This window comes from Streptomyces sp. NPDC051677, assembly GCF_044453465.1.
Lineage (GTDB): Bacteria > Actinomycetota > Actinomycetes > Streptomycetales > Streptomycetaceae > Streptomyces.
Window position 1 is genome coordinate 125,192 of the sequence record NZ_JBITCT010000012.1, and the last position, 23,157, is coordinate 148,348.

At 72.1% G+C, this 23,157-nt stretch carries 18 protein-coding genes; 9 read left to right on the forward strand and 9 right to left on the reverse strand.

Annotated features, from left to right (window positions below):
- Nucleotides 1-344: 344 nt before the first annotated feature.
- From ACIBAF_RS16565 to ACIBAF_RS16595, 7 genes are all read right to left on the reverse strand, one after another.
- Nucleotides 345-1,535: an MFS transporter gene (locus ACIBAF_RS16565; protein WP_399463922.1), complete on the reverse strand. Its 1,191-nt coding sequence runs from the start codon at nt 1,533-1,535 to the stop codon at nt 345-347.
- A gap of 74 nt (nt 1,536-1,609) precedes the next feature.
- Nucleotides 1,610-1,990, reverse strand: a complete 381-nt coding sequence (locus tag ACIBAF_RS16570; RefSeq protein WP_399463923.1) for a fic family toxin-antitoxin system, toxin component — start codon at nt 1,988-1,990, stop codon at nt 1,610-1,612.
- Entirely contained in the window at nt 1,987-2,283 is a 297-nt protein-coding gene (locus ACIBAF_RS16575) for a DUF1778 domain-containing protein (RefSeq protein ID WP_399463924.1), read from the reverse strand. Before ACIBAF_RS16575 ends, ACIBAF_RS16570 begins: the two co-directional genes overlap by 4 nt.
- Nucleotides 2,284-2,400: 117 nt before the next feature.
- Nucleotides 2,401-4,521 (reverse strand): DUF4157 domain-containing protein, encoded by a 2,121-nt coding sequence (locus ACIBAF_RS16580; protein ID WP_399463925.1) that lies wholly within the window; start codon nt 4,519-4,521, stop codon nt 2,401-2,403.
- A gap of 121 nt (nt 4,522-4,642) precedes the next feature.
- Complete coding sequence (locus tag ACIBAF_RS16585; protein WP_399463926.1) at nt 4,643-5,557, reverse strand: SGNH/GDSL hydrolase family protein; 915 nt, start codon at nt 5,555-5,557, stop codon at nt 4,643-4,645.
- Between the two features lie 281 nt (nt 5,558-5,838).
- Nucleotides 5,839-7,014 carry a S1 family peptidase gene (locus ACIBAF_RS16590; RefSeq protein WP_399463927.1) on the reverse strand — a complete coding sequence of 392 codons (1,176 nt, stop codon included), beginning with the start codon at nt 7,012-7,014 and terminating at the stop codon, nt 5,839-5,841.
- An 82-nt stretch (nt 7,015-7,096) separates the two neighbouring features.
- Complete coding sequence (locus tag ACIBAF_RS16595; protein ID WP_399463928.1) at nt 7,097-7,219, reverse strand: hypothetical protein; 123 nt, start codon at nt 7,217-7,219, stop codon at nt 7,097-7,099.
- Between the two features lie 18 nt (nt 7,220-7,237).
- Here ACIBAF_RS16595 and ACIBAF_RS16600 point away from each other — a divergent pair, with 18 nt between their 5' ends.
- A complete protein-coding gene (locus ACIBAF_RS16600; RefSeq protein ID WP_399463929.1) occupies nt 7,238-8,194 on the forward strand; it encodes a GlxA family transcriptional regulator in 957 nt (318 codons plus the stop codon).
- Between the two features lie 122 nt (nt 8,195-8,316).
- Nucleotides 8,317-9,312, forward strand: a complete 996-nt coding sequence (gene gap, locus ACIBAF_RS16605; protein WP_399463930.1) for a type I glyceraldehyde-3-phosphate dehydrogenase — start codon at nt 8,317-8,319, stop codon at nt 9,310-9,312.
- A 24-nt stretch (nt 9,313-9,336) separates the two neighbouring features.
- Here gap and ACIBAF_RS16610 read toward each other — a convergent pair whose 3' ends face one another.
- Nucleotides 9,337-11,463, reverse strand: a complete 2,127-nt coding sequence (locus ACIBAF_RS16610; RefSeq protein ID WP_399463931.1) for an FUSC family protein — start codon at nt 11,461-11,463, stop codon at nt 9,337-9,339.
- A 291-nt stretch (nt 11,464-11,754) separates the two neighbouring features.
- Here ACIBAF_RS16610 and ACIBAF_RS16615 point away from each other — a divergent pair, with 291 nt between their 5' ends.
- The 7 genes from ACIBAF_RS16615 (at nt 11,755) to ACIBAF_RS16645 (ending at nt 20,573) form a co-directional block, all read left to right on the forward strand.
- Nucleotides 11,755-11,931 (forward strand): hypothetical protein, encoded by a 177-nt coding sequence (locus ACIBAF_RS16615; RefSeq protein WP_173877633.1) that lies wholly within the window; start codon nt 11,755-11,757, stop codon nt 11,929-11,931.
- A 14-nt stretch (nt 11,932-11,945) separates the two neighbouring features.
- Nucleotides 11,946-13,217, forward strand: a complete 1,272-nt coding sequence (locus ACIBAF_RS16620; RefSeq protein ID WP_399463932.1) for an aminotransferase class V-fold PLP-dependent enzyme — start codon at nt 11,946-11,948, stop codon at nt 13,215-13,217.
- A 189-nt stretch (nt 13,218-13,406) separates the two neighbouring features.
- A complete protein-coding gene (locus tag ACIBAF_RS16625) occupies nt 13,407-13,748 on the forward strand; it encodes a hypothetical protein (protein WP_399463933.1) in 342 nt (113 codons plus the stop codon).
- 144 nt (nt 13,749-13,892) lie between these two features.
- Nucleotides 13,893-15,083 carry an ROK family protein gene (locus tag ACIBAF_RS16630; RefSeq protein ID WP_399463934.1) on the forward strand — a complete coding sequence of 397 codons (1,191 nt, stop codon included), beginning with the start codon at nt 13,893-13,895 and terminating at the stop codon, nt 15,081-15,083.
- A 48-nt stretch (nt 15,084-15,131) separates the two neighbouring features.
- Nucleotides 15,132-16,949 (forward strand): alpha-galactosidase D, encoded by a 1,818-nt coding sequence (locus ACIBAF_RS16635; protein ID WP_399463935.1) that lies wholly within the window; start codon nt 15,132-15,134, stop codon nt 16,947-16,949.
- Nucleotides 16,950-17,007: 58 nt separating this feature from the next.
- On the forward strand, nt 17,008-19,374 hold the full coding sequence (locus ACIBAF_RS16640) for a glycosyl hydrolase family 95 catalytic domain-containing protein (RefSeq protein ID WP_399463936.1): 2,367 nt from the start codon (nt 17,008-17,010) through the stop codon (nt 19,372-19,374).
- On the forward strand, nt 19,371-20,573 hold the full coding sequence (locus tag ACIBAF_RS16645) for an SGNH/GDSL hydrolase family protein (protein WP_399463937.1): 1,203 nt from the start codon (nt 19,371-19,373) through the stop codon (nt 20,571-20,573). The genes ACIBAF_RS16640 and ACIBAF_RS16645 overlap by 4 nt, the downstream gene beginning before the upstream one ends.
- A 50-nt stretch (nt 20,574-20,623) precedes the next feature.
- Here the strand turns inward: ACIBAF_RS16645 and pepN are convergent, their stop codons facing one another.
- Complete coding sequence (gene pepN / locus ACIBAF_RS16650) at nt 20,624-23,065, reverse strand: aminopeptidase N (protein ID WP_399463938.1); 2,442 nt, start codon at nt 23,063-23,065, stop codon at nt 20,624-20,626.
- Nucleotides 23,066-23,157: the final 92 nt, after the last annotated feature.

A 23,157-nucleotide genomic window follows, 5' to 3' on the forward strand; every position in this document is an offset into this window, starting at 1 on the left:
GGAGGAGCGGGCCCCTCCACCTCGCCCGTCCGGGACGGCCACGGCGCCGCCCCGGACGGGGTTGTTCGTGAGGGGCATTCGTGAGGGGCAGGGGAGACGGGGAGACGTCGTCCGGCCCCGTGAGTCAGCGGCTGCGAAGGGCGCTGGTGGTGAAGAATCCCATGGCCGCCGCGCTGACCAGGGCACAGACGGCGAAGAGGGCGGTACGTCGCATGGAAGGACCTTTCCGGTGAAGACGGATGAGCTCTGCACAACGCGGGTCGGCCCCGTGTCGCTTCGCCGTCGGATCGACCCCCACTCGTACGGCCGCAGCCAAGCGTGTGGCGGCCGGGTCTCCAGATGTGTCAGGTCCTCGCCGGCACCGGCCGCCGGAGCAGATAGGCGGCCGCGGACGAGACGAGGACGGCCATGCACGCGATGAACACCAGCCCCGCACCCTCCAGGCCGATCGGGCCCGTCAGGACGCCCACACCGATCACCGGCGCCGAGATGCCCGCGTAGGCCACCACGAAGAGCGTCGAGATCACCGCAGCGCGCCGGTCCGCGGGAGACGCCTCGGCCACCGCCGACAGCGCACCGCGGAAGGCGAGCCCCTGCCCGGCCCCGCCGACGAGCGCGCTCAGCACCACCAGCGACAGCACCTCCCATTGCAGCGCGCCCGCGAGCAGCGCCAGCCCGGCCAGGAGCGCGGCGCACCCCAGAGGCAACGATCGTCCGACCCCGACCCGGCCCACGGCCAACTGCCCGGCGGTCGAGGCGAAGAAGGCCAACGCGACGATCAGACCGCTCACGGCGTGGTTGCTCACGTCGAGGGAGCGCGCGAGGAAGGCGGGGCTGACGGAGGTGAACACCCCGAACAGCGCGAACCCCACGAACGACGCGATCGCCGCCGGCCCGAACACCGCCCGCACCTGTGGGGGCAGGGCGGGCCGCTGGGGCCGTACGGTGCTCGGCGGCCTCCGGTCCCGCACGGTCTCCGGAAGCCCTGCCACGACCGCGGCCGAGCAGGCGACCAGGGCGAGGTGCACGGCGAACGGCAGGTACAGCGGCCAGGCCGCGTACTGCGCGAGGACCCCGGCGAGCAGCGGTCCGCAGCCCAGGCCGCCCATGTTGGCGGCCGTCGCCACGAACGTGGCCCGGGAGGCGCCGCCGGCCGGAGCCAGGTCCATCACGTAGGCCGTGGCGGCTCCGGTGAACAGACCGGCGGACAGTCCCGACAGCAGCCGTCCCGCGTACAGCCAGCCCAGCCCGGTGGCGCCCAGGAAGCAGACGGCGCTGGCCGCCGCGCATCCCAGGCCCCACAGCAGCACCGGTCGTCTGCCCACGGTGTCCGAGGCGTTGCCCGCCACCAGCAGCACGCCGATCACACCGAAGGCGTACACCGCGTACACCACGGTGACCGTCAGTTCGGAGAAGCCGAACTTGTCCTGGTAGAGGCCGTACAGAGGGGTCGGCAGCGTGGTGCCCGCCATGCACACGGCGAACACGGCTCCGGCGAGCAGACAGGGGAGCCATCCTCGGTGCTCACGGTCCATGCCGGCGACAGTAACCCTCCGCCCGCGACCCGGGCGAGGCCCCACGTGCCCGCGGCGGGTCGCTCCGTGAGGGATCAGGCGACGGACCAGTCCCGCAGTTGGCGGGCGATCCGGGCGACGCCGAGAGCTCCGGATGCGGCGTCGCGCACGAGCGCGACGGCCGCCTTGGGCGGGTAGTCGAGGCTGCGCGCGTTGAGGATCAGGTAGGCCTCGGTGGCGTGCCAGGCGAAGGCTTCGTTCGAGTGCTCCAGGCACGGCAGCTTCGCCAGGGTCTGCAGCAGGGCGCCGGCCTTGAGGTGCAGCGAGCCGTAGATGTCGTGGTCCAGCGCCCGGGCGGTGACCCGCGCGACCGCGGCGTACAGCGGCCCGTAGTCGTCGACCTGCGGATCACCGTCGAGCAGCTCGGCGGCGTGCAGCAGAAACGTGACGTCCAGCGGGTGTTCCTGCTGGGTCACGCCGCGTGCCCTCGCTCCTGCTGCTCGAGCTCCCGCCGCGCTTCCCGCTCGGCCGCACGCTCCTCTGCGCGGGGGGCCGCGGCGCCCGCTTCGGCCGCGAACGCCGCACCGCTGTGGGCCATGGACTCCTTGAAGCCCTCCAGGAACCGCGCTTCGACGGCGGTCGCACGGGCGTAGGCGGCCGAGAGGATGTACTCCTGCAGACTGACCCCCTCCTGCTTCGCGGCGGCGGCAATGGCGGCCCGCTGCTCAGGGTCCGGGAAACGCAGATTCATCGCTTTGGGCTCCGACATGCCGCCCACGGTACCAGTGGTACCACGCCTTGGCCCAGGCCCAGGCCCAGGCCCAGGCCTGGGCCTGGGCCTGGGGAACCGGCCGGCCGTACGACCTCCTCGTCCGGTTCCCCCTGGCTACTGCTTGGAGGCCTGCTCGGCGAAGAGTTTCTCGACGTACTTGTCGAGAAGCGTCTCGTATTTCCTGGCGTTCTCCGGGTCCATGGTGGTGTGCCGGACGATCTTGATGCCGCTCTTGGGGTTCAGCATGAAGTTCTTCGACAGGAGCACGCGGGCCTGCATGAAGTTCTGCCGGTTCGCCACCCGCATCATCTCGTGGCGGCTCTTCTTTCCCTGCCCCTGGAAATGGTCGGGGTTCTTTTCGACGAGCTCGCGCTGCCGCGCGAGTTCCGGGTGGCTCAGCTTCTCCGGATGGTTGACATAGTCGTCGAGGTGAGTGGTCGGTGCGTAGGCGCCCTGGTGGAACCGTTCAAGCGTTCTGTTGTGGAGGGCGGTGGCCTGCTGCTTGAGATGCCACTGCTGTTGCTGCTCCGCACGCGCATCGAGGTGCGGACGAGCGGCCTTCACCTGTTCCGCGGTGATGCCGGGGCCGGGCGGGAGGACGCCGCTGCCCGGAACCGGTGACGGTTCCTGGACGTCGGTGTTCCACACCGCGCGGACGGCGTCGAGGTTTCTGGTGATCTCGTCGTTCATCTTCTCGCGCTCATTGGCGACGGGAAGCCTGGACCTCTCGCTCTCGGGCTGCTCCAGTGAGGCGGCCGTAGGCTTGTTGTAGCGGATGGGGCCCAGTGTGTGGAGGTCGTCGAGCAGGTCGTCGTCATGCGGCAGACCGTGCGGATGGGCGAGGTAGGCCACGTCGTCGGCCAGGTTCTTGGGCACGAGGATCTGGAAGAGGCTGCCTTCCGCCGTGTCGTTGAGTTTCTCGGCCTCTTCGTAGAGTTCCTCCACTCCGCCGGTGTCCAGGCCGAACTTGGTCAGGAAGTCCTTGATGAACGCTGCCACGGGGATTTCGGTCTGCCCCTTGCCGATCTGGAAGTAGTGGAAGGTTTCCTCGCCCGGGTGGTTCAGGCCGCCGTGCAGGGACAGGTTGGCAGAAATGATGTTGGACTTGGTGGGGGTGATGTTGTCGTCGATCAACCCGTTCTGTTTCATGTCCGCGTCGAAGAACTGCGAGATGTTCTCGTACTGCGAATAGTCGGTGTCCTTCGGCCCCGGGTACCTCAGGAAGTGGAAGTCGTCCGGCACTTCCTCGCGGTGATGACGGGAGTAGACCCGCTTGTAGACGTCCTGGGCCACCCGGATGCGGGGGTCCTGGGCGTGGAAGAACGGGTAGTGGTCGCCACCGTGTTCCTCCTCCTTCGCGATCACGTCCTGCTGTATCCGCTTGTACTGCTTCGCCTGATCCTGGGTGATCTTCCGGCGCGGCCGCCCGTCCTGCTGCTGTTCCTCCGTCAGTTCGGGCGTGGGCGTGAGGAAACGGCCGTGCACGCCCATCCGGTGCTGCCCCGTCTCCTCCAACTCGGCGTTGTGGAAAGGGAGATTGAGATGCGCCTGGGTGGCCGACCGCATGCGCTGGACCGGCGCGAACGGCGTCCCGCCCGCGGCTCCTCCCGGCGCGGAGGCAGGCGCGGAGGCAGGAGTGTGCGCGGTGTCCGCGACTTCCGCGCGCATGACTTCGGTCGCACGGGCCTCCGCCTCGCGCTCGAAGCGGTCCGACGGGTCCGAGATGCTCAACCCAGTGCCGTCGTCCGTCCCCGCGACCGGGCCCTGCCGCTGTTGGATGACATGGGTCAGCTCATGCGCCAGGGTGTGCTTGTCGCTCCCGCCGTCGCCGATGACCACATGGTTGCCGGAGGTGAAGGCGCGGGCGCCCACCGAGGCCGCGGAACGCTGCGCGGCGGCACCGGTGTGCAGGCGTACGTCGGAGAAGTCGCTGCCCAGCCGCGCTTCCATCTCGGCGCGCAGCGGCTCGTCCAGCGGCCGGCCGGCCGAGCGCAGCACGTCGTGCACCGCGGACCGTTGCACAGCCTGCTCGTGCCCGGCGTCCGCGCCGGCGTCGCCCCGTCGCTCCTCGACCATCCGTGCCGCCACCGCGTTCCCGGCGGTGCGTTGCAAGGACGCGAGCGCCGCCGGGGACATGGGTGCGGCGGCGGGCTGCACCACCGCGGCTGCCTGTCCCGGCGGGTTCGGCACGCGCCGTGGGCCGACGTCCTTCTCGGGCTGTTCCTTCGCACGCATGGCGGACCTTTCCTCGGTCCTCCTTCTCTACCGAGGCGGGGGCCGACCGGGGAAGGACCGAACGGGCACCTCCAGGTGCACGGTCGCCCGTCCGAAGGCCCACCTGCCGAGGAGGCCGGGGTCAGCGGCCGTGCCGACCGGGCGTCAGACGCGCCAGCACCGCACGTGCCATCGCTTCCTCGCCCTTGGCGTTGGGGTGGGCCGGAGCGGCCTGCGAGGCGGGCTGCAACGGCTCGATCCACCGTTCGGCCGGGGGCTTGCACATGTCGTGGCCGATGGTCGGACCGTAGGTGTCGACGTACTCGGCGTGGTTCCAGCGGGCCACCAGACGCAGCATCAGGTTGAGGCGCTTGGCGGTGTCCCGGAGGTAGGGAAAGTCCCGTGTCGCGAACGGCACGGAAGGCGCACAGCCGCTGCCGTCGTCGGGCAGGAGGTCGGGGTAGCCGACGAAGAGGACCCGGGCGCGGGGGGCCCTGTCGTGTACGGCTTCGAGCACCCGTGCGACCTTGGGCGCGGTCCTGGCGATCTCGATCGTGAGCTGGTCGACGCCCGAGGCGCCGTAGTGGCGCTGGCACGGATTGCCGATCGGATCCTGCGGGGCCAGTCGGGCGCAGGTGCCGATGATGGAGCCGAAGCCGAAGTCGTTGCCGCCGATCTGGACGGTCACGAGGCTGCTGTTCCGGCTCAGCGCGTCGAGCTGGGGGCCGTTGGTCCCCTGCGGCTTCCACATGTTCTCGGTCGTCGCACCGCCGCAGCTGACGTCCTTGAACAGGCTCGCCCGCAGTTGTCCGGCCACGAGCGACGGGTAGTTGTGGTCCGAGCGGGCGCAGTTGGCGTCGACCTGCCGAGGGATGAAGGGGCCGGAGGTGTAGGAGTCGCCGAGCGCCACGTACCGGCTTCCGCCGCTTCCGCCGCCGTGTGCCGCGGCGGGCGCGGTCGAGGCGGCGACCAGGGCACAACCCCCCAGCGCGGCCAGGAAAGTGACCTTCTTTCGGCGACGACCGGCCTGTCTCCCCGTGCGTATGTCGCGCTGCATCGCGTTCCTCCCCCTTGAAGCCCACGCCCACCGATGACGCCGTCCCGTCCGGCCGTCGTTCCGTCGGTCGTCGTTCCGTTCAACTGAGCTTGTATACCGCCGGGTTGGTCGCGGGGGCCAGAGCCGGGAGCCAACGTGTTCGGCGACGGCGTGCACGTGCCGTCCGGTCGCGTTCCCGAATCGACCGTCTCCGTCTCTCCTCACTGGACGTCCCCGCGGCGCCGACGAAGGCGAGGGTGGCCCTCCCTGACAGAGGGCCACCCTCACGCGAGGGAAGACGCTCAGTACGTGTGCAGGGTGAGCCCGTAGCGGTTGAGGATCTCGTTCACCGGCTGGAACCAGGTCTCGCCGCCGGAGGAGCAGTTGCCCCAGCCGCCGGAGGTGACGCCCTGCGCCTGGTCGCCGCTGATGAACGAGCCGCCGGAGTCGCCCCCTTCGGCGCAGACGTTCGTCTTCGTCATCTGGTGCACCGCGCCCTCGCTGTAGTTGACCGTCTCGTTCGTCGCCAGCACGGTCCCGCAGTGCCAGTGCGTGGTCGACCCGGACCGGCAGACGGAGGCGCCCACGGGGGCCTCGGCCGAGCCGCGCACCAGCTGGTCGGAGACCGTGCCCCAGCCGAGCACGACCGGAACGGTCCACCAGCCGCTGCCCACGCTCACCCAGGCGTAGTCGTTGTCGGGGAACGAGGAGCCCTGGAAGGCGCCGACATAGGAGCCGTCCCAGCCCGAGACGCCCGCGCCGGCCCGGCCGCAGTGGCCGGCGGTGACGAACCCGCCGTACACCGAGAAGCCGATGGAACAGCGCACGTTGCCCGTGTAGTAGGGGTCGCCTCCCACCGTGCCCGCCGCGAACGTGCGCGGGGCCGAGGGGACCGTCTCGACGGTGACGGGACCGGCGGTGCGGGCCTGCGCCAGGAACCGCTGGACATCGTCGTCGGAGCGCCTGTCGCCGACGACGGTGACCACGACGGCGTTCGCCACCGGGTCGACGTGCCAACTCCCCACCCCGGAGGGGGCAAAGAGCCGGTCGATGCGTGACTTCGCCGTGTCCAGGGCCCGTGCGCTGTGCTCGACGACGCGGACACCGGCCCCCTCGGCGCGCAGCGTCGCGCGGGTCGACTGCGAGGCCTGCGAGGTGACGGCGACCGTCAGACGACCGTCGGCGGCCTCGAACCAGGACCCCGCGTACGCGGCGCCCGCCGTGCGGCGGGCCTTCGGTTCGAGTGCGGTGGCGGCCCGCTCGGCGTCCAGCCGTGCGGCGGCCTGTTCCTCGGTCAGTCCGAAGTCCTGCTGCATGGCGTCGAGCAGCGCGGCGGCGGGGGCGGTACGTGCAGCGGAAGCGGGGGTGGCTGTGGCCTCGCTGCCGCTCGCCGCGGCGGGGAGCGTGCCCGCGCCGCCGAGGCCGGCGAGCGTCAGTAATGCGGCCAGGCAGACGTGCTTGAGCCTTGTGCGTCTCATGGGAGTTGCCCTTCGACGTTCCAGTGCGTGGGGGTGGAACAGCGGATGGGTGAGAGCGCTCTCAGGTGTGGCGCGGCAGAGCCTAGCCCGCCCAGGGTGTCAGGTCCATACCAATGGCTGTGTCGATGTCCGTGCCCATACCGGTGCCCATACCGATGTCCGTGCCCTTGCCCGTGCGGGACGGTGTGTCGGTCGCGGTTCGCACCCCCGTACCCTGTTCCGGATGTCGTCCTCCCGCCTCCAACGCGTCGCCGTCCTGGTGCTGGCCGGCGCCAAACCCCTCGATGTCGGCATCCCCGCGCAGGTGTTCACGACCCGCGCGAGCATGCCCTACGAGGTGCGGGTGTGCGGCGCGGCGCCCGGCCTGGTGACGGGCGGAGACGGCCTGTCGTACCACGTGGCCCACGGTCTGGACGCGCTCGACTGGGCCGACGTCGTCTTCATCCCCGGCTATCGGCTGCCCGATCGCGACGACCCGCCGCAGGCCGTCGTCGGCGCGCTGCTCGCCGCCCACGCCCGGGGCGCGCGGCTGGCCGCCATCTCGACGGGGGCCTTCGCGCTCGCCGCCACCGGCTTGCTCGACGGCCGACGGGCCACGACGCACTGGCACTACACGCGGGCGCTGGCGGCGAAGCACCCGCAGGTGAAGGTCGACGAGAACGTCCTGTTCGTCGACGAGGGCAGTGTGCTGACATCGGCCGGCGCCGCCTCCGGCATCGACCTGTGTCTGCACATCCTGCGCCGCGACCTCGGGGTGGCCGCCTCCAACCATGCGGCCCGCCGCCTGGTCGCCGCCCCCTACCGCAGCGGCGGCCAGGCGCAGTACGTGCCGCGCAGCGTGCCCGAACCGCTGGGCGAACGGTTCGCCGCCACCCGCGAGTGGGCGCTGCACCGGCTCGGCGAACCCCTCACACTGGAGACGCTGGCCCGGCACGCGGCGGTCTCGGAGCGCACCTTCTCGCGGCGCTTCGTCGAGGACACCGGATACACGCCGATGCAGTGGGTGATGCGCGCCCGCATCGACATGGCCCGCGAGCTGCTGGAACGCTCCGAGCGCAGCGTCGAGCAGATCGCGAACGACGTCGGCCTCGGCACGGGGGCGAACCTGCGGGCGCACTTCCAGCAGATCCTCGGCACCACGCCGAGCGAGTACCGGAGCACCTTCACCCGAGGCGAGTAGCCGGAAGCGCACCGGGCCGGCTGCTTCGCCTGGCGAGATCCTTGCGAACCCTGGCGCTCACGCCCCGGTCGTGGGCGGGCCCTCGCGCGCGAGGCTGGTGCCGAACCGAAGGGACACCATTCATGACTCGTATCGCCATCAACGGTTTCGGTCGTATCGGACGCAATGTGCTGCGTGCCCTCCTGGAGCGCGACAGCGCCCTGGAGATCGTCGCCGTCAACGACCTCACGGAGCCCGCGGCGCTCGCGCGACTGCTCGCCTTCGACTCGACGGCCGGCCGGCTGGGCCGTCCGGTCACCGTCGACGGCGACACCCTCGTCGTGGACGGCCGGCGCATCAAGGTCCTCGCCGAGCGCGAACCGGGGCAGCTGCCGTGGGCCGAACTCGGCGTCAACCTCGTGCTGGAGGCCACGGGCCGCTTCACCTCCGCAAAGGCCGCCCGCGCCCACCTCGACGCCGGGGCGCGCAAGGTGCTGGTCAGCGCGCCCTCCGACGGCGCCGACGTCACCCTGGCCTACGGCGTCAACACCGATGCCTACGACCCCGAGCTGCACACGATCGTCTCCAACGCCTCGTGCACGACCAACGCGCTGGCCCCGCTGGCGGCCGTCCTGGACGACCTGGCCGGCATCGAGCACGGGTTCATGACCACGGTGCACGCCTACACGCAGGAGCAGAACCTGCAGGACGGGCCGCACCGCGACGCCCGCCGGGCCCGTGCCGCGGCCGTCAACATCGCGCCGACCACGACCGGCGCGGCCAAGGCGATCGGCCGGGTGCTGCCCAACCTCGACGGCAAGCTGTCGGGCGACTCGCTGCGGGTGCCGATCCCGGTGGGCTCGATCGTCGAGCTCAACACGAGCGTCGCGCGTGACGTGACCCGCGAGGAGGTCCTGGCGGCCTACCGCACGGCCGCCGAGGGCTCGCTGGCCGGGATCCTGGAGTACTCCGAGGACGCGCTGGTGTCGTCCGACATCGTCGGCAACCCGGCCTCGTCGATCTTCGACTCGGAGCTCACCCGCGTCGACGGCCGCCGCGTCAAGGTCGTCGCCTGGTACGACAACGAGTGGGGCTTCTCCCACCGCGTGGTCGACACCCTCGAACTCCTCGCCCGCTGATCCGACCCCGGCCGGCCCCGCTGCTCAAGCCGGGGCCGGCCGGGTCGTCCGGTGGCCGGTGCCGGTGCTGGTGCCGGTGCGCAGGTCTGCCGCCAGCGCGGTGAGCCACACCTCCATGTCGGCCAGGAGCGGCAGGACCCGTGGCGCGGACCGCGACGCGAGGGACGGCAGCGGAGTCACCCCGGCACGGACGCCGCCCGGCGGGAAGCCGGCCGCACGGACCGTGGCCGCCGCCACTTCTTCGGTGATGTCGCGGACCCAGCGCAGCGCCTCGGGAGGCAGCTCGTGCGTCCGGGCCGTCCGGGGCAGCCAGTGGGCGCCGACCAGCACCCGGGAGGCGAAGTTGAGGACGGCCAGGTAGTCGGGTTCGGCCTCCGGCGCCGGGCCGGACGGCTCCGTGCGGTACTGCGCGTACGCGCCCTCCGCGATCCGAAGCCGGTGCCGGGTCAGCCGGAGCGCCTGCTCGGCGTCTTCGGCGCCGTCCGTGTGCTCGACGCCGGACGCGGCGACGCTGGTGGTGGCCCGCACCACGGGCGCCGCCGCCCGCAGCAGGGCCGCCATACTGCGCCGCGTCTCGGCGCGGGCCCCGGAAGGCCAGGCGAGAACGCCGCACAGCAACCCGACCGCGCTCCCGGTGAACACGTCGACGACCCGCATCTCCGCCAGCCGCCAGGTCACGGGGGCGATCTGCGCGAACGCCATGGACACGACCAGGGTGAACAGCCCTTGCGCCCAGGCCGGCCCCTCCAACGGCCCCACGGTGAAGGCGAGCAGCATCACCGGTACCAGCAGGGACGCGTACACCACGGTGGCGCCGCCCGCTCCGATGAGGAGCAGCCCGGCGGCGAACGCACCGGCCAGGGTGCCCACGGCGGCCGCGCGGACGGCGGACCAGGTGGCGCCCGCCGTGGTACGCCCCAGGGTCAGCACCGCCAGCAGCACCCAGAAGCCGTGCGACAGGTCCAGCGAGCCCGCCACCAGGCGGGCGAGTGCCAGACCGAGGGCGCAACGCATCGCGTTCTGGAAGACGACCGAGCGAGGCGTGAGATTGCCCGCGAGGCGGATGGCGAAGAGCCGGAGCGTCGGGGTCCGGGCGTACCAGAACTGCTCCCGGGGCAGGCCGTGCACCGGCCGTCGGCCGCCGAACGCCAGGGCGACGGCCGTGCGCACCGTCACCGCCGAGACCGCGACCGTCAGCACCGTCGACTGCCGCAGCAGCACCTGGTGCGGCATGGGCGTGCGCCCGGCCGCAGTGGCGTCGCGCCCGGCCTGGAACTGGGCGATCATCTCCTCGATCAGCTCGGGCCCCGCCGCCCGGCGGGTCCGGCGCAGCGCGCCGGCCGTCTCCGCGCACGCCGCCGCGATGCCGCGCAACAGGTCCTGCGAGGCCAGGTCCGCGGGCGCGGGAGGCATCTCCGTGAGAGCTGCCAGCTGCTCGACGAGGCGCCGGGTGGCGGAACCCGCCTGGGCCAGCGCCCGGTCCGTCCGGCCCGCTCCGGTCGGTCGGGCGCCGGCCGGCTGGTGCGAGAGACGCAGACCCCGGCCGGCCGCCCTCAGCCGCCCGGCCAGGCCGGGCTCCGGGGCCCCGGTACGGATCAGGGAGCGGGCGGACCGGGCCGCGAGATCGAGAGCCTCGGCGATCCGGTCCCGGTACGACGGGTCCGGCTGATCCGCGAGCACCACCAGCTCGCACAGGACGAGCAGCGCCCCGCCGACGGCGACCCCGGTCAACCGCTGCGGCAGGCTCTGCGGAGCGAAGGGCGGGAAGCAGGCGAGGATGTAGAACAACTGCAGCCCCGGGGCGGCGCCGGCCGCCCGCGGGCCGCACACCGCGCCGAAGGCCAGCACGAATCCGACCAGCAGCGTGCCGACCACGGCCGACCAGGTCTCCACGGCGAGGACGGTGCCGACAGTGGTCAGGACCGCGGCGGCCGGCAGCGCGCACAGCACCGTCAGGGCGCGCCGGCGCCCGGATCTCGGCAGCGGTGAGAGGACGCCGAACGCGATCGGTGTGAACAGGGCGTACAGCGCGGTCACCGACTGGTCCAGCAGGTACGCCGCCGGATAGAACCCGGCCGCCGCGGCGACCGTGACCCGCGCCGCACGCCGGCCGGCCCCGACGGATTCGGCGAGGGACGGCCGCCTGACCATCAGCGCTCCTCTCCGCGCGCCCCCGAGGATCATCCGCAGCTTCAGTGTCGCGCGGGTCCGGTGCTCACGCAGAGGAGCGCCGACGCAGTCCACGCCGGCGCTCGCATACGACGGCCCGACACGCACGGGAATCGCCGGTCCACGGTCACCGTTCGCGCGTCAGCGGGGTCCCCTGGTCAACCGCGCCGAACTCATGGGGGACAATACGACGTTGTCGCCGTCAACGGTTCTGCTGTTCCGGCCGTCGGGCGACGCCTCGGAAGCGACCGTCCATGAAAGCAGAGCGCCCCGGTGATCCCCGTCTTCGACGACACTCCGATCTACCATCGCCTCGTCACCGAACGCGGTGACGTGCCCGCCCAGGTGCGTGGCGAGGCCGAACGCATCAAGAGAGACCTGGACCGGGTCATGAGCGCCCCGTCCTCCTTCACCCCCGGCCTGCCCGCGCAGCGGTCGTTCTTCTCCTGAGCACGCGGAGTCCCATGAACGAGGGCGAAGTCGGCACCGTCCCCCGGCCGTTGACGCTGCCCGACGGGCGGCCCGCGATGGCGGCCTGGACGCTCGACCCCCGGCTGCGGCATCTCAACCACGGCTCGTTCGGCGCCGTCCCGCGAGCGGCGCAGGAGCGGCAGAACGCACTGCGGGCCGAGATGGAACGCGCCCCGGTCGTGTGGTTCCCGTCGCTGCCCGGCCGGGTCGCCGCCACCCGCGCCGCCCTCGCCGGTCACCTGCAGACCGACGTCACGGACCTGGCCGTCGTGCCGAACGCCAGTGCCGGGGCCAGCGTCGTCTTCGCCGCCCTGGCCGGCCGCCCCGGCGGGGACATCGTGGTCACCGACCACGGCTACGGCGCCGTCACCCTGGGAGCACAACGGCTGGCAGACCGCTGGGGGAGGAGCGTGCGCACCGCCCGGGTCCCCCTGGCGGCCGACGCCGAGCAGGCGTACCAGGCGGTGATGGCGGAAGTGGACGACGACGTCGCCCTCATCGTCCTGGACCAGATCACCTCCGCGACGGCACGGCTGATGCCGGTCGAACGCGTCGGCGCAGAAGCCGCACGGCGCGGGGTCACCCTGCTCGTCGACGGCGCGCACGCCCCCGGACTGCTCGCCGCGCCGCTGGACGGTCTGGTCTGCGACGCCTGGGTCGGCAACCTCCACAAGTGGGGGTGCGCCCCGCGCGGCACGGCGGCGCTCGTCGCCCGCGGCCCGCTGCGCGGCGACCTGCACCCGCTGATCGACTCCTGGGGCGCCGCCGAACCCTTCCCGGACCGCTTCGACCATCAGGGCACGCTCGACGCCACGGGCTGCCTGGCCGCGCCGGCAGCGCTGGACTTCATCGACGACACCTGGGGCTGGGACACCGCCCGCCGGTACATGGACGAGCTGGCGCAGTACGGCGCCCACGTCGTCGCGGCCGCCTTCGGCCGGAACGGGACCCCGGCGGACCCCGTCGACGTCGGGATGCCCGTCCCCGGCATGCGCCTGGTCCGCCTGCCCGAGGGACTGGGCACGAGCCGGATCGCGGCGGACGCCCTGCGCGACCGCGCGACCGCCGAGCTGGGCGTGGAAGCCGCGTTCACCAGCTTCGACGGGCTCGGCTATCTCCGGCTGTCCGCCCACGTCTACAACACCCCCGAGGACTACGACCACTTCGCCGAGGCCTGCGTGCCCGTCGTCGAGAAGTGGGCCCGTGAGGCAGGGCGATCACCGGCCGGCGCTCAGCTCGTTCTTCAACCCGGTTGCACTGGATAGCGTGGGCCCCGGCTGGCCGTACTCGTGCGTCGCCGCCCTGGAATCGGGCCGTCGCCGCAGGTGGACCGCAGGTGGACCGGGGCCGGGAGCAGCCCGTTGTCAGTGGTGTGATGAAGGATGCCCCACGTGAGATCAACTTCCGCTTCGCGGGGTAGGCGGTCTCATGTCCCCGCCCAGGAAAGGTTTTTCATGATGCCGTCCACCGCCGCCCGGCCGCACGTCCGCGACGTTCTGCGCATCGTCTCCGATCCGCGCACGCCCGTGTTCGTGACCGAGTACGCCGGCGGACGCCGCGTGTACGGCTACTGGCGGCCGTTGGACGCCGACGGCGGACGGGGAGGCTGCTACGTCGCCCTGTCGACCGCCGAGTGCGACGAGCTGTACGCGGCGGGACGGATCACGCTCGGCGAGCCCGTCAAAGACCCGACGAAGACGACCTACCGGGCCCGCCTCGCCCGCACTCCGGCCGCAGCCGCCCGCCCCACGGCCGTCCCGGTACGGGCGACGGAGGCGAGAAGACGCGCCGCATGAGCCCGGGCGCCACCGTCTCTGATTCTGCGTCAATGTCCCATGACGTGAGAGCAATCGGAAGGGGGCCAGGGCTCACAGCCGGTCTTCAGGCAATTCCTGCTTCTTTCATTGACAGTGGAAAATAAGGCCTCTAGGTTCCCGGCCATGTCCTCGCCGTCCTCGCCCTCGTCCGCGCATCCGGCCGAGAGGTTCCCCGCCGGAACGCCGGCCGCTTCGCAGATCTTCACCACCGTCCTCTCCCAGGGCCCGCTCACCCGACTGGAGTTGGCCCGGCGGGCCGGTCTGTCCGCGGCGGCCGTCACGAAGGCGGTCCGGCCCCTGATCGAGTCGGGCTATCTGGTGGAGGACGCCGACACGGAGGCCCGCCCGGTGCTCGGGCGGCCCGCGAACCTGGTGCGGGTCGAGGGCGGCCGCGCACTGTTCCTGGGGCTCAAACTCACCGGCGGCGAGATCATCGGGGTGCTCACGGACCTGTGCTGCCGGATCCTGCTCGCCCGGCACGTACCGCTGACCGACCGTGCCCCCCAAGCGGTCCTGGCGTCGACCGCGGAGCTCGTGAGGGAGCTGCTGACCGAGGCGGACGGATACGGGGTGACCGTCATGGGTCTCGGCATCGCGACCGCCGGCGACGTGGACCGCGCCGAGGGCGTGGTGCGCTACTCGCCGTTCCTGGAGTGGCGCGACGTTCCGCTCGCCGAACTCGCCTCGACCGTCACGGGCTTGCCGGTCACCGTCGACAACGACGTACGGGCGCTCACCGTCGCCGAGCAGTGGTTCGGCGCCGGAGTGGGCCTGTCGGACTTCGCCGTGGTCACCGTCGGCGCCGGCGTCGGCTGCGGCCTCGTCGTGCACGGCCGGGTGGTCGCCGGGGCGCACGGCGTGGCCGGCGAGATCGGCCATGTCACCGTCGATCCGAACGGTCCGCTGTGTCACTGCGGCAACCGCGGCTGCGTCGAGGCGATCGCCGCGGACCCCGCGATCCGCGCCCGGATCCGTGAACGGACCGGGATCGAGGTCACCGACACCGGCGAGGCCGTCGCCCTCGCCCACGGCGGCGACGCCGAGGCGCGCGCGGCGTACGCGAGCGCGGGGGAGGCGATCGGCCGCGGCATCGCCACCGTGGCCAACCTGCTCGGCCCGCAGCGCGTGGTCATCTCCGGCGAGGGCCTGGCCGCCTACGACCTGTTCGCCGAACAGATCCGCAACGCCTTCGCGGCGGCCGCGTTCGGCTCGGCCGCGCAGTGCGACCTGCAGACCCGCCCCCTGCCCTTCGAGGAATGGGCGCGCGGCGCCGCGGCCACCGCCATCCAGTCCTTCATCACAGACCCGAACTGACCCCACCACCCACACCACCCACACCACCCCCACCAGGAGGTACGGCCCATGCGGTCACCCTCGCACTCCGTCCTGCCCGCACGCGCCCTGAGAGCCGTACTCGTCCTGGCGCTCGCCGCGGGCACCGCCACCCTCGCCCCCGCCACCCTCGCCCCCGCCCCCGCCGCCCACGCCGAGACCACCGCGCCCGGACTCGCCGGGAAGCCCTACATGGGCTGGTCGAGCTGGAGCATGCAGTCGTCGAAGTATCCGGGCCTCAACCCCGACGGCGACTACAGCTACCTCACCGAGGCGAACGTCCTGAAGCAGACCGACGCCCTGGCCGCGAAGCTGAAGAAGTACGGCTACACGTACGTCAACATCGACGCCGGCTGGTGGCGCGACCAGGCCTGGAAGCCGGCGTTCGACCCGTACGCCCGTCAGAAGGCCGACCCGCAGCGCTTCCCCCGCGGCATGAAGGCTGTCGCCGACCACGTGCACGCCAAGGGCCTCAAAGCCGGCATCTACCTGCCGGTCGGCCTGGAGAAAGAGGCGTACGCAGGCGGCGACGCCCCGATCTGGAACGCCGACGGCTGTACCACGGCCGACGTCGTCTACGACGACCTGCGCACCACCAACGGCTGGGACAGCGCCTACAAGATCGACTTCTCGGACCCCTGCGCACAGAAGTACATCGACTCCCAGGCCCGGCTGTTCGCGGACTGGGGCTACGACTTCCTCAAGCTCGACGGCGTCGGCCCGGGCTCGTTCAAGAGCGGCGAGAACTACGACAACGTCGCCGACGTGGCCGCCTGGCAGAAGGCGATCGCCGCCACCGGACGCCCGATCCACCTGGAGGTGTCCTGGTCCCTCGACATCGCACACGCCGCCGACTGGAAGAAGCACTCCAACGGCTGGCGCATCGACACCGACGTCGAGTGCTACTGCAACACCCTGGTCTCCTGGGAGAACTCCGTCGACGACCGCTTCGACGACCTCCCGGCCTGGACCCGGCACGCCGGCCCCGGCGGCTGGAACGACCTCGACTCCCTCGACGTCGGCAACGGCGAGATGGACGGCCTGACCAAGGCCGAGCGGCAGACCCACGCCACCCTGTGGGCCATCGCCAAGTCCCCCCTCTACACCGGCGACGACCTCACCCGCCTGGACTCCTACGGCCTGTCCCTGCTGACCAACCGCGAGGTCATCGCCGTCAACCAGGGCGAGGCGCCGCCCGCCCACCCCATCACCCCGTCCGACCCCCAGCAGGTCTGGGCCGCGCGCAACCCCGACGGCGCCTACACCGTCGCCCTGTTCAACCTGGCGGACGCCCCGGCCTCGGTGAGCGCCGACTGGGCGACGCTCGGATTCACCGGCAAGGCGGCCGTCCGCGACCTGTGGAACCACGAGAACCTCGGCACGTACCAGAACCGGATCACCCAGGCGCTGCCCGCCCACGGTTCCCGCCTGTTCACCGTCACCCCGCACGGCAGCACCCTCGAACGGATCGCCCACGAGGCCGAGGCCCCGGCCAACGTCCTCGCCGGCAACGCCTCCGCCGCCGACTGCTCCGCCTGCTCCGGCGGTCGCAAGGTCGGCAACCTCTACCTCGGCGGCAAGCTCACCTTCACCGGCATCGTCGTCGACAAGCCCGGCACCTACCAGATCAAGGTCGCCTACATCAGCGGTGACGCCCGCTCGGCCGATGTGTCGGCCAACGGCGGCGGCGCTGCCCGCCACAAGTTCCCCGCCACCGGCGACTGGGGCGCCGTCGACAGCGTCCACGTGCCGGTGACGCTGAAGGCGGGCGCCAACACGATCACCTTCGACAGCGGTTCGGGCTACGCGCCGGACATCGACCGGATCGACGTGCCCCCGTCCTCCTGACGACACCTGGGGCCCGGCCCCGCCGTGTGCCCGGGCCCCTCAGACCTCCGGAGCCGCCATGAACCCCCGCCCGACAGACCCCGACAGACGCACCCTCCTCGCCGCGGGTCTCACCGCCGCGGCCCTCGCCGGCCTGCCCGCCTTCACCGCCTCCGCCGCACCGCGACGGCCGACGCGGACCCCGCCGCCCGCCGACGCCTCACGCCACGTTCTGTGGTGGCAGGCCCCGGCCGACGAGCACTCCATGATCGAGCAGGGGCTGCCCGTCGGCAACGGCCGCCTCGGCGCCCTCGCGAGCAACGACCCCGGCCGGGAACTCCTGCTGATCACCGACGCCACGATGTGGACCGGCGGCCTCAACGACCGGCTGGACGCCGACGGTCAGTTCCCCTACGGCCGCGACGACTTCGGCTCGTTCACGCTCCTCGCCCGGCTCACCGTCGACCTGCCCGGCCACGACCTGTCCGCCGTCCACGACTACCGGCGCACCCTCGACCTCGCCCAGGCCCTGCTCACGACGACATACGTCCGCTCCGGAGTGACCTACCGGCGGCAGCTCTTCGCCAGCCGCCCCGACGACGTGCTCGTCCTGCACTTCACCCAGAGCGGCGGCGGCCGCCACACGGGCTCCGTGACCCTGGACGGCACGCACGGCGAGCCCCGCACGGCAGCCGAGTCCTTCGGCGCCGCTCTCCCCAACGGCCTGCGCTACGGCGCCGCCGTCACGGCCCAGGGCACCGGCGGCCGGGTCCGGGTGAACGGCGCCCGGATCGACTTCTCGAACTGCACCGATCTCACGGTGATCGTCAGCGGCGGCACCGACTACGCACCCGACGCGCGCACCCACTACCGCGACCCGTCCCTGGACCCCGAGAAACTGGCCCGTACGAAGGTACGCTCGGCCGCCGCCCACTCGGTCGCCGCCCTCCTGAACACCCATGTAGTCGACCACCGTGCCCTCTACGGCCAACTGGACGTCTCACTCGGCACGTCGACCGCCGAACAGCGCTCCCTGGACACCTGGCAACGCCTCAGCGCCCGCGCCCACGACATGACACCGGACCCCGAACTCGAGGCCGCCTACCTCCAGTTCGGCCGCTACCTGATGATCTCCGGCTCACGCGGCAGCCTCCCCCTCAACCTGCAGGGGCTGTGGCTCGACGGCAACGACCCGGACTGGATGGCCGACTACCACACCGACATCAACGTCCAGATGAACTACTGGATGGCCGACCGCGCAGGCCTGTCCCCGTGCTTCGACGCCCTCACCGACTACTGCCTCGCCCAACTGCCCTCCTGGACCGCCCTCACCCGGACCCTGTTCAACGATCCGCGCAACCGCTACCGCAACTCCACCGGCGAGAACGCCGGCTGGACCGTCGCGATCTCCACCAACCCGCACGGCGGCATGGGCTGGTGGTGGCACCCCGCGGGCAACGCCTGGCTCGCCAACACCCTGTGGGAGCACTACGAGTTCACCCGCTCCCGCCCCCACCTGGAGCGCATCTACCCCCTGCTGAAGGGCGCCTGCCAGTTCTGGGAGGCACGACTGCTGCCCACGACCCTCCCCGGCACGGACCGGGAGGTCCTCGTCGCCGACAGCGACTGGTCGCCCGAACACGGCCCGCTCGACGCCCAAGGCATCACCTACGCCCAGGAACTGGTGTGGGCTCTGTTCGGCCACTACGAAACCGCCGCGGGGGAACTGGACCAGGACGCCGCCTACGCGGACAGGATCGCGGCCCTGCGCAAGCGGCTCCACCTGCCGCAGGTGAGCCCGAAGACGGGCTGGCTGGAGGAATGGATGTCACCCGACAACCTCGGCGAGACCACCCACCGGCATCTTTCCCCGCTCGTCGGTCTCTTCCCCGGCGACCGCATCCGCCCCGACGGCTCCACCACCAAGGAGACCCTCGACGGCGCCACCGCCCTCCTCACCGCGCGCGGCATGAACAGCTTCGGCTGGGCGAACGCCTGGCGCGCCCTGTGCTGGGCCCGCCTGAAGAACGCGGAGAACGCGTACGAACTGGTCGTGAGGAACCTGCGCCCGTCGACCGGCGGCGGCAACGGCACCGCCTTCAACCTGTTCGACGTCTACGAGGTCGAACAGGGCCGGGGCATCTTCCAGATCGACGCCAACTTCGGCACGCCCGCCGCGATGACCGAGATGCTCCTCTACTCACGCCCCGGGCGCCTCGAACTCCTGCCGGCCCTCCCCGCCGCCTGGGCCGCCTCCGGGCACGTCACCGGACTGCCCGCGCGCGGAGGCTTCGTCGTCGACCTGCGATGGCGCAACGGCGCCCCCACCTCGGTACGGCTGCGCAGCGTCGGCGGCCGGACCACGACGGTGGCGTACGCGCAGACGTCCCGGACGGTGGACCTGCGACCGGGGGAGACCGTCACGCTGAAGGGCTTCACCCGATGACCGCCCGTCGGCCCCGGTTGCGCCGCCTCTTCGCCGCCCTGCTTGCCGCCGCTCTGCTCCCCACCGCGCCGGCAGCGGCCGCCCACGCGGCGGACACCCGGCACGACGTCGTCACCTGGGCGGCCTCCGCCGACCGGGTCGGGGAGGGCGTCGCGGACCGCGGCTACCGTCTTGTCGTCCGCACCAGCGTCGGCGGCAGCGATCTGCGGATCCGGCTGACCAACGCCTTCGGCGACCGACCGGTGACCTTCGACAGCGTCTACGCCGGCGTCCGGCAGCAGGGCGCGGCACTGGTACGCGGCAGCAACCGGCGACTGAGCTTCGGCGGCGCGGACTCCGTCACGATTCCCGCGGGCGGCGCCGCGCTGAGCGACGCGCTGCCCGGCCGCCTGCCCGCCGCGACCGACCTGGTCGTCAGCCTGCACTCGCCGGACGCGGCAGGCCCGGCGAGCGGCCACGGGATGGCCATGCAGACGTCGTACCTCACCCAGGGCGACCACACCGCCGAGGAAAGCGCCGAGCACTGGAGCGGGACGACCGGCTCATGGTTCTACCTCGACGCCGTCTCCGTCCGCGCGACCGCGTCGACGGGCGCGGTGGTCGCCTTCGGCGACTCCCTGACGGACGGCTGGCAGTCCACCTCCGACGTCAACCGCCGCTGGCCCGACTACCTCGCCCGTCGGCTGCAACGCGCGGACACCGCGGTCAAGGGCGTGGCCAATGCGGGGATCTCCGGCAACAAGGTGCTGGCGGACGGAGCCGGCCCGAGCGCGCTGAACCGGCTCCAGCGGGACGTGCTGTCCCACCCGGGCGTGCGCACCGTGTTCCTCTTCGAGGGCGTGAACGACATCAAGGCCCACACCGGCGTGACCGCCCAGGACATGATCGCCGGCTACCGCGAGATCGCCCGCCGCGCGCACGCCGCGGGCCTGTGCGTGGTCGGGGCGACCGTCGCGCCCTTCGAGGGCTGGCCGGAATGGGACCCGGCCGCCGAATCCGTACGCCAGGACGTCAACGCGTTCATCAGAACCAGCGACGCGTTCGACGCCGTCGCCGACTTCGACCGCATCCTGCGCAGCCCCTACACCCCCCAACGGCTCCTGCCGTTCTTCGACGGCGGCGACCACGTCCACCCCAACGACAAGGGCATGCAGGCGATGGCCGACGCCGTGGACCTCACGACCCTCGACTGCACCTGACGGCGCCCATCACCTGCAAGCCCGTCACCTGCGAACCGGCCGGCCCGCGGTCAGGCCGTGCGGGTTCGGGAGCGGAGCATCCGCCGCACCGCGTCCGAGCGCTCCAGGAGCGTGTTGCGGACCACCGGGGCCGCCTCGTGGGACGCCTGCTGGGCCTTCTCGACGTACGCAGCGTCGATGGCGTGCGGCGGGAACAGGTGGCTTGCGTAGACCATCGCCGGGATCATCCCGCCCCGGTGCAGCTGCGGGACGGATTCCAGGTAGCTCTGGGCGTACGGCGCCAACAGGGCGTCCTGGCCGGGGCGCCAGAACGCCGCCGCCACCTGGCCGACCGAGTTGACGGGAACCGCGCGGTCCACCGCCACCCTCTGCCAGACCTCCGCCTTGGCGGCGGGGTCCGGCAGGGCGGCCCGCACGGTGAGGGCGCGGACCCAGGCGTCGGGATCCGGGTCGTCGGCCAGGAGCACGGCGGCCTCGGCCGACACGTCCCCGCCCAGTTCCGCCTCGCGGACCAGCGCGCGCCAGCGCAGGTCCACGTCGTCGCCCGCCTGTTCACGCAGCCACGCCAGGTCCTCCGGGGCCGTCGCGGTGCGGGCCAGGCCGCGCAGGGCGACCTGGCGGCGACCGGAGTCCGCCGCGAGGCGCCGACAGGCCGCAGCCACCGCCGCCGTCAGTCCGGCGCGCTCGTCGTGCGGCGCCCACAGTTCGGCGATGTTCGCGGCGAGCGTCAGATAGGGCTCGATCACGGCGTCGGACGTCTCGGCCGCGAGGACGGCGGTGATGCACCGTCCGGCTTCCGCCGCCGTGGCCTCGCCGGTGGTGAGCATGTCCCACACGGTCGCCACGGCCGCACCCCGGGAGATGGCCGTGGGCAGCTGCGCCGCGGAGCGGAACAGGGCGTCCCTCGTCGCGGGGTCCGGGCGGGTGGTGGCGAAGGTCAGATCGTCGTCGTTGATCAGCAGGAGGTCGGTGTCCGCTTCGGGCGGCAGACCGGTGAGCGCCGTGCGGGCCTGTGTCACCTCCACGCGTACCAGCGCCGCGCGTTCGAGGGCTTCGCCGTTCCTGCGATACGCGCCCACGGCCAGCACCTGCGGACGCGGTGCGCCGGCGGCCTCCAGCGTCACGGTGTCGCCGTCGCGTTCCACGGTGAAACGGTCCGGGCCCGCCGTGCCGAGCCACGCCGTGCGCCACGTGTCCAGGTCGCGCCCGCTCGCCTCGGACAGCGCGTCGATGAGGTCCTGGAGCGTGGCGCTGCCCCACGCGTGGCGGGCGAAGTAGGACGTCATGCCGGCCCTGAAACGCTCCTCGCCGACATACGTCATGAGCTGCTGCAGAACGGACGCGCCCTTGGGATAGGTGATGTTGTCGAAGATCGAGGCGGCCTGGGCGACGTCGTGGATGGGCTGATGGATCGGATGCGACACGGGCCCCTGGTCGGAGAGGTACGCCCTCAGCTTGTCGCCCGCCAGATGGCCCGCCCAGGCGTCGGTGTACCGGGTGGCGCGCTCGGCGGCCCAGTGGCAGGCGAACTCCGCGAACGCCTCGTTGAGCCACAGGTCGTCCCACCAGCGCATGGTGACGATGTTGCCGAACCACATGTGTGCCATCTCGTGCAGCAGCACCTTCGCCAGCAGCTCGCTCTCGGCGGGCGTCGGCGTGGCCCGCCGCAGGAAGCCGTCCGACCAGGTCACACAGCCGTAGTTCTCCATCGCTCCGCCGAACTCCGGCATGAACACCTGGTCGTACTTGGCTTGCGGGAACGGCATGGCGAAGGCCTCGCCGAAGAAGGCGAGGCCCTGACGGGTGAGGGTGAAGATCTCGTCGGCGTCGCGGTCGAGGACCGCGGCGAGGGAGCGACGGGCGTAGAGGCCGAGGTCGTAGCCGTCGGCCTCGCGGCGGACCTCGTGGAACGGTCCCGCATTGACGACCGTGTTGTACACGGACAGGGGCGGGGTGTCCGGGAACGTCCAGCGGCGGGCGCCGGCCAGCTCCTCGACGCGCGGATCCTGCGCGTTGCTGGTGACGGTCCATGCCGTCGGGGCCGTGACGGTGAAGGCGTGCGGGGCCTTCAGATCGGGCTGGTCGAAGCACGCCCAGACGAAACGGGCCTCGTCCGGTTCGAAGCTCGTCCACACATAGACCTCGCCGTCCGCGGGGTCGGTCGCCTTGTGCACGCCCGCGCCCGTGGCCGTGTCGGCCTGGACGCTCTCCACCCGCAGGACGTTGTGCTCGGCGAGGCCGTGCAGGGGGATCCGGCCGTCCCCGGTGGGGGTGAGCGGGCTGCCGTTCAGCGTGGCGCTGCGGACCTGCGCCACGCAGTCCACGAAGGTCTCCGCGCCCGGCTCCCGACAGCCGAAGGTGACGGTGGAGACGCACCGGACCTCCGGCCCGTCGGTCAGACCGGTGAGGTCGATGTCGACGTCGTACCGCTCGACCGTCAACAACGCACCCCGGCGCTCGGCTTCCGTACGGGTCAGGCTCCGGATTTCCATAAGTCCTCCCTCAGCAGACAGCGGGCGTCAGCGTATGACGGAGGACAGCGGCGGACGCAGGGGTTTTTCTCGCGCCGCAGCCAGTGCCTCGC

Bases quoted from the DNA above. Each gene is read 5' to 3' on its own strand.
- ACIBAF_RS16565 (WP_399463922.1), bottom strand. From the start codon at position 1,535: ATGGACCGTGAGCACCGAGGATGGCTCCCCTGTCTGCTCGCCGGAGCC.
- ACIBAF_RS16575 (WP_399463924.1), bottom strand. From the start codon at position 2,283: ATGTCGGAGCCCAAAGCGATGAATCTGCGTTTCCCGGACCCTGAGCAG.
- ACIBAF_RS16580 (WP_399463925.1), bottom strand. From the start codon at position 4,521: ATGCGTGCGAAGGAACAGCCCGAGAAGGACGTCGGCCCACGGCGCGTG.
- ACIBAF_RS16585 (WP_399463926.1), bottom strand. From the start codon at position 5,557: ATGCAGCGCGACATACGCACGGGGAGACAGGCCGGTCGTCGCCGAAAG.
- ACIBAF_RS16590 (WP_399463927.1), bottom strand. From the start codon at position 7,014: ATGAGACGCACAAGGCTCAAGCACGTCTGCCTGGCCGCATTACTGACG.
- ACIBAF_RS16600 (WP_399463929.1), top strand. From the start codon at position 7,238: ATGTCGTCCTCCCGCCTCCAACGCGTCGCCGTCCTGGTGCTGGCCGGC.
- gap (WP_399463930.1), top strand. From the start codon at position 8,317: ATGACTCGTATCGCCATCAACGGTTTCGGTCGTATCGGACGCAATGTG.
- ACIBAF_RS16610 (WP_399463931.1), bottom strand. From the start codon at position 11,463: ATGGTCAGGCGGCCGTCCCTCGCCGAATCCGTCGGGGCCGGCCGGCGT.
- ACIBAF_RS16620 (WP_399463932.1), top strand. From the start codon at position 11,946: ATGAACGAGGGCGAAGTCGGCACCGTCCCCCGGCCGTTGACGCTGCCC.
- ACIBAF_RS16625 (WP_399463933.1), top strand. From the start codon at position 13,407: ATGATGCCGTCCACCGCCGCCCGGCCGCACGTCCGCGACGTTCTGCGC.
- ACIBAF_RS16630 (WP_399463934.1), top strand. From the start codon at position 13,893: ATGTCCTCGCCGTCCTCGCCCTCGTCCGCGCATCCGGCCGAGAGGTTC.
- ACIBAF_RS16635 (WP_399463935.1), top strand. From the start codon at position 15,132: ATGCGGTCACCCTCGCACTCCGTCCTGCCCGCACGCGCCCTGAGAGCC.
- ACIBAF_RS16640 (WP_399463936.1), top strand. From the start codon at position 17,008: ATGAACCCCCGCCCGACAGACCCCGACAGACGCACCCTCCTCGCCGCG.
- ACIBAF_RS16645 (WP_399463937.1), top strand. From the start codon at position 19,371: ATGACCGCCCGTCGGCCCCGGTTGCGCCGCCTCTTCGCCGCCCTGCTT.
- pepN (WP_399463938.1), bottom strand. From the start codon at position 23,065: ATGGAAATCCGGAGCCTGACCCGTACGGAAGCCGAGCGCCGGGGTGCG.